This window comes from Kitasatospora viridis (assembly GCF_007829815.1).
In the GTDB taxonomy this organism is placed as follows: domain Bacteria; phylum Actinomycetota; class Actinomycetes; order Streptomycetales; family Streptomycetaceae; genus Kitasatospora; species Kitasatospora viridis.
Map to the genome: position 1 here is coordinate 391,175 of NZ_VIWT01000005.1, position 3,130 is coordinate 394,304.

Genomic DNA, 3,130 nt, shown 5'->3' on the forward strand with positions numbered 1-3,130 from the left:
ACGCCAGGAGGGACCGGATGGGAATCGACGACGGACTGGGTGACGAGAGCCTGTGGCTCAGGCGCTTCGCCCCGGCGGACCAGGCGGTGAACCGCCTGGTCTGCTTCCCGCACGCGGGCGCCTCCGCCCCCTTCTTCCTGCCGATGGCGCGAGCGCTGGCGCCGACCGTGGACGTCCTCGCGGTGCAGTACCCCGGACGCCAGGACCGGCGGGCCGAGCCCTGCATCGAGGACATCCCCACCCTGGCGGACCACATCGCCCACGCGCTGACCGGCTCACTGGACCGTCCGCTGTCGCTGTTCGGCCACAGCATGGGCGCCGTGCTCGCCTTCGAGGTCGCCCAGCGCCTCCAGCGGGACCACCCGGGCCGGCCAGCGCACCTGTTCGTCTCCGGCCGGCGCGCCCCCACCCGCCTGCGCGAGGAGACGCACCACCTGCTCGACGACGAGGGGATCATCGCGGAGATCCGCTCGCGGCGCGGCCCGCAGGCCCGGGCGATGGAGAACCCGGAAGTGCGGGAGATGGTGCTGCCGACGCTCCGCGGCGACTACGCGGCCGTGGGGCGCTACCGCTACGTCGCGGGCGACCCGTTGCGCTGCCCCGTGACCGCGCTCGTCGGGGACCGGGACCGGGAGGCCGGCGTCGAGGAGGTCAGGGACTGGGAGCAGCAGGCGCCGGACGGCGCCTTCGAGTTCCGGGTCTTCCCCGGCGGGCACTTCTACCTGGTCAAGGAGATCGCCGGGGTCGTGTCGGTAGTGTCCGACCGCCTCGCCGCCACGACGGGGACCGGCCTGCGCCGCTGAGCCGCGTCGTTCTCCGTCAGCGTTACCGCTACCGCCTCCCGCTGCATCGCGGAGGCGGTAGCGGTGTTGGCCAGCTAGCCTGGCGAACCGTCAGAAGTGCTCCTTGAGCAGGGCATTGATCTCCTTCACGTGCGCCGTGATGAAGAAGTGCCCGCCCGGGAAGGTGCGGACGGTGCACGTACCGGTGGTGTGCTTCTCCCAGGCGTGGGCCTCGGGCAGCGTCGTCTCCGGGTCGCGGTCGCCGGTCAGGACCGTGACCGGGCAGGCGACGGTCGCGTCCGGGGCGCACCGGTAGGTCTCGGCCGCCTGGTAGTCGGCACGCAGGGACGGCAGGGCGGCCCGCATCAGCTCCTGGTCGTCGAGGACGCTCGCGGACGTGCCGTTCAGGCGGCGCACCTCGGTCAGGATGCCGTCGTCGTCCCGCAGATGGACGCCGGCCGCGTCGCGGTGCGCGGACGGGGCGCGGCGGCCGGACGCGAACAGGTGCGCCACCGGACTGCCGCCGGCCTCCAGCCGCCGCACCGTCTCGAAGGCGATGGTGGCGCCGAGGCTGTGGCCGAAGAACGTGACCGGAAGCGGCGGTTGCCGCACCAGGAGGTCGTGGATCCGGTCGGCCAACGAGTCCACATCCGTCAACGGCTGCTCCGCGCGCCGCTCCTGACGCCCCGGGTACTGGATGGCGATGACGTCCACAGCGGGGCTGAGCGCCGATGCGACGGGCAGGTAGAACGGCGCCGAGCCGCCCGCGTGCGGAAAGCACACCAGGCGGGCCGTGGCCGTGGGGGACGGGTGGTAGCGGCGGCACCACAGATCATCGTCGACGGACAGGACGGACATGCCACTCCAAGTGCTAGTACTGGCGTCGGGCCTGGGTGTGAGTAGGTGGTTCGATCCCACGGACCGTCAGGAAACGACGGTCAGCCGTGCGGCCGGCGGCGGTCCCGGCGGCGGCGTACGCCCCGGCGAACACCGGCACGGCGCCCAGCAGACGTGCCGGGCCCCGTTGTTGACGGGCGGTCCGCCACGATAACAGGCCCGGCGAGCGAACCACCGGATGGCGGGATTCCATCCACCGGGAACTCCGCACTTCCCGGGCGCTGACCGCCCGGATCCTCATGTCCGCCCACCTGGGCGTGCGCCGGCTGTCCGAATCGGCACCCAGCCTGGATGACCTGGTTGCCTCCCGATGGGCGCCTGGTGGAACGGCGTCATTTTCGGGCCGTCCGCCCACGTGGTGAGCTTCCTCCCATGAGGGACTGGAAGATCGGCCGGTGAGCCTGCCGCGTGTCTTGGGGGGCGAGTTGCCGCGGCTGGGTCGAGGGCGACCGGCGCGCGGCGCTCTTCGCGTCAGTGCCGCCGGAGCACCCGGCACAGGTCCCTCCCGGACGTCAGGCCCCCTGCCGACCGGTGCGAGCGAGCCGCGGCACCGGGACCGAGCGCGGTGCGGTCGGCGCGCACATCGGCACTGACCCGGGCACAGAGGCACCGCCACGGCGGACGGTGCCGGCGGTAACAGGCTCACAGCTTCAACAGGCTCACGGCCTTCTGAGAACGCTAATTTCCTTCTTCGCAGGGGACGGATGGACATGCCAGGCGCTGAACGACTTCCTGCGCAGGACGAGATGATCGCGGTCATCGGTATGTCATGCCGTCTGCCCAAGGCACCGGACCTCGCAGCCTTCTGGCAGCTCCTGCGCACCGGCGGCGACGCGATCACGCGCGTGCCGGCCGACCGGGAGGAGATCGGTCGGCCGCGCGCGGGCGAAGCCCTGCCCGGCACCGCCTTCGGCGGCTACCTGGAGAGCGTCGACCGGTTCGACGCCGAGTTCTTCGGCATCTCCCCCCGCGAAGCCACCGCGATGGACCCCCAGCAGCGGCTGGTGCTCGAACTGAGCTGGGAGGCGTTCGAGGACGCCGGCATTGTGCCCGGCGACGTCCGCGGCGACCGGATCGGCGTCTTCATCGGAGCCAACCGCGACGACTACGCCGCGCTGCTGCGCGGGCGCGGCACGGACGCGATCACGGCCCACAGCAACACCGGCCTGCAGCGCGGCATGATCGCCAACCGGGTCTCCTACGCGCTCGGGCTGAGCGGCCCGAGCATGACCGTGGACACCGCCCAGTCGTCCTCGCTGGTCGCCGTCCACCTGGCCTGCGAGAGCCTGCGCCGCGGGGAGTGCACCAGCGCCCTGGTCGGCGGGGTCAAGCTCAGCATCAGCCAGGAGACGGCGGCCGAGGAGGCGAAGTTCGGCGGCCTCTCGCCGGACGGACGCTGCTTCACGTTCGACTCCCGCGCCAACGGCTACGCACGCGGCGAGGGCGGCGGC

2 protein-coding genes and 1 pseudogene are annotated in these 3,130 nt (G+C 72.4%); 2 read left to right on the forward strand and 1 reads right to left on the reverse strand.

Translation table 11 applies throughout. The annotated features are described in order from the left end of the window. The first annotated feature begins 17 nt into the window (after window positions 1-17). Window positions 18-803 carry a thioesterase II family protein gene (locus tag FHX73_RS38220; protein ID WP_145910643.1) on the forward strand — a complete coding sequence of 262 codons (786 nt, stop codon included), beginning with the start codon at window positions 18-20 and terminating at the stop codon, window positions 801-803. A gap of 90 nt (window positions 804-893) precedes the next feature. On the opposite strand, the gene FHX73_RS38225 is transcribed toward FHX73_RS38220, so the two are convergent. Then, window positions 894-1,640, reverse strand: a complete 747-nt coding sequence (locus tag FHX73_RS38225) for a thioesterase II family protein (RefSeq protein ID WP_145910644.1) — start codon at window positions 1,638-1,640, stop codon at window positions 894-896. An 803-nt stretch (window positions 1,641-2,443) separates the two neighbouring features. Between FHX73_RS38225 and FHX73_RS47730 the strand changes: the two are divergent. After that, window positions 2,444-3,100 (forward strand): annotated as a pseudogene (locus FHX73_RS47730) (beta-ketoacyl [acyl carrier protein] synthase domain-containing protein); the annotation flags it as partial. Window positions 3,101-3,130 lie beyond the last annotated feature (30 nt).

Bases quoted from the DNA above. Each gene is read 5' to 3' on its own strand.
- FHX73_RS38220 (WP_145910643.1), top strand. From the start codon at position 18: ATGGGAATCGACGACGGACTGGGTGACGAGAGCCTGTGGCTCAGGCGC.
- FHX73_RS38225 (WP_145910644.1), bottom strand. From the start codon at position 1,640: ATGTCCGTCCTGTCCGTCGACGATGATCTGTGGTGCCGCCGCTACCAC.